This window comes from Burkholderia sp. Se-20378 (genome assembly GCF_017104665.1).
GTDB lineage: Bacteria > Pseudomonadota > Gammaproteobacteria > Burkholderiales > Burkholderiaceae > Burkholderia > Burkholderia lata.
This window is the reverse complement of record NZ_JAAGPG010000886.1, coordinates 1-2,179: the sequence shown is the minus strand read 5'-3', so window position 1 is coordinate 2,179 and position 2,179 is coordinate 1. Positions and strand designations below refer to the sequence as shown.

Sequence of the window (2,179 nt, the reverse complement as noted above, 5' to 3'; positions counted from 1 at the left end):
CCGGCGCAGGGCGGCCGCGCGGCGGCGAGTGCACCCGCGCCTGCGCCGGCCAGCCCGGGTTCGGCAGCGAAGCCGGTGTGCGTCGATGCGGAAGTCGACGGCAAGCGTGCGCTGTCGTACGACTGCCTTAGCCAGCAACTGAAGCCGAAGGCCGATCCGCAGGCGGGCGCGTCGCAAACGGATTCGGAACGGCTGTCGAAGCAGCCGTCGAACCGTCTCGGCACGTTCAACCTGTCGACCGAGCGAAACCGTTTCGGCTCGAACTGGGGCCGGTCGACGACGCCGCAGCGGCCCGATGCGCCGGTCGCGGTGCCGCCGAAGTAATGCAGGCGGCCGCGCGTGGGGCGCAGGTAACGACGAGCCGGCGGCGTTCCGGCGCGAACCGACGAGGAACAGCGACATGAAAGCGGGCAGGCACACGAACCTGGCAGCGGCGCTGCGAGCGATGGCCGGCGGGCTGGCGTTGGCTTGCGCGTACGCATGCGGTTGTTCGACGGCAACGGCTGCCGAGCGGCCTGCGCAGCCGGGTGCCGCATCGCCGACGCCGACCCCAACGCCGACCGTCGTGCTGCCGAATTTTGCCGCGCTGGTCCGGCGCGTCGGCCCGGCTGTCGTCAACATCAGCGTCACGCGCGAAGTCACGCAGATGGGCATTCAGTTGCCGCCGGGCATCGCACCCGATCATCCGCTCGCGCCGTTTCTTGCGCGGCGCGTGATAGGCAACCGAGAGGAGGTGAGCCTCGGTTCGGGTTTCATCGTCAGCGAGGACGGCGTGATCCTGACCAACCGGCACGTGGTCGGCGATGCGGTCGCGATCGACGTGAAGCTGACCGACAAGCGGCAGTTCAAGGGGCGCGTGATCGGCAGCGATCCCGTCTCCGACGTCGCGGTGATCCGCATCGACGCGCACAACCTGCCGGTCGTCGCGACCGGCGACCCGGCGCGCACCGAGGTGGGCGACTGGGTGATGGCGATCGGTTCGCCGTACGGGTTCGCGAACACGGTCACGCAGGGCATCGTCAGCGCGAAATCGCGTTCGTTGCCGGGCGAGCGCGCGATTCCGTTCATCCAGACCGACGTGCCGATCAACCCCGGCAATTCGGGCGGCCCGCTGTTCGACCTCGGCGGCCGCGTGATCGCGATCAACTCGATGATCTTCTCGAAGACGGGCGGCTATCAGGGGCTCGCGTTCGCGATCCCGATCGACATCGCGCTCGACGTGAAGGACCAGTTGCTGCGGACCGGCAAGGTCACGCGCGGCCGGCTCGGCGTGGCCGTCCAGGAAGTGAGCCAGGCGCTTGCGCGTTCGTTCGGCCTCGCCAGCCCCGACGGCGCGCTGATCACCATGGTCGAGCCGGATGGCCCGGCCGCGCACGCGGGCCTGCAGCCGGGCGACGTCGTGCTCGCGGTCGACGGCAAGCCGGTCGCCGAATCGTCGGACCTGCTCGGCACCGTTGCGGGCATGCGCGCCGGCCGGCAAGCCGACCTGCTCGTCTGGCGCGCGGGACGGGCGATGCACATGAGCGCGACGGTCGGCGCATTCGACAGCGGCACCGCGTCGGCGCACGGCGAGCCAGGTCCCGCGCGGTTCGGGCCCGCATTGCGCGCGGCGACGGAGCAGGAGCGCCAGCGGCTCGGCGTCGGCCAGGCGCTCGGCGTCGAGCAGGCGAGCGGCCAGGCTGCGCGCGCGGGGTTGCAGCCCGGCGATGTCGTGCTGTCGGTCAACGGCACGCCGGTCGCGAACATCGGCGCGCTGATGACCGAGATCGACGCCGCGCACGGCAACGTCGCGCTGCTCGTCCAGCGCGGCGGCACGCGGCTGTACGTGCCGATCGAGATCGGTTGAAGGGCGCAGGGCGAGCGGATGATGCAGCACGACGGCGCATCGTCGAAACGGGAGGCGGGATGAAGCGAATGCAGCAGTGGGGCGTATCGGGAGGGTGGCGGGCGATCGTCGTCGCGTGGGTGCTGGCCGTGAATGCGGTATCGGCCGTCGCACAAACGGCCGACGTGCCGCAAACGTGGATCCGTTACGGACAGCTCGCCGGGCAGCAGTTCCAGACCTGGCTCGAAGCCGACGGCGACGCGGCCGACCGTCTGCATCGCTATCTCGAAGCGCGCGTACTGAACGCGAGCGCCGCTGCACCGCCGCCCGCGATCGTCGTGCGCGCATGGATCA

At 70.7% G+C, this 2,179-nt stretch carries 2 protein-coding genes and 1 pseudogene; all 3 read left to right on the top strand.

Features of this window, described 5'->3' with window-relative positions; genetic code table 11:
- The coding region (locus G3N93_RS38615; protein WP_206135393.1) for a hypothetical protein at nt 1-324 on the top strand (324 nt) is incomplete at its 5' end.
- A gap of 76 nt (nt 325-400) precedes the next feature.
- Nucleotides 401-1,846 (top strand): Do family serine endopeptidase, encoded by a 1,446-nt coding sequence (locus G3N93_RS38610; RefSeq protein ID WP_206135392.1) that lies wholly within the window; start codon nt 401-403, stop codon nt 1,844-1,846.
- 59 nt (nt 1,847-1,905) lie between these two features.
- Nucleotides 1,906-2,179 (top strand): annotated as a pseudogene (locus tag G3N93_RS38605) (YbaB/EbfC family DNA-binding protein); the annotation flags it as partial.

Coding starts and splice junctions, on each gene's coding strand:
- G3N93_RS38610 (WP_206135392.1), top strand. CDS start 401: ATGAAAGCGGGCAGGCACACGAACCTGGCAGCGGCGCTGCGAGCGATG.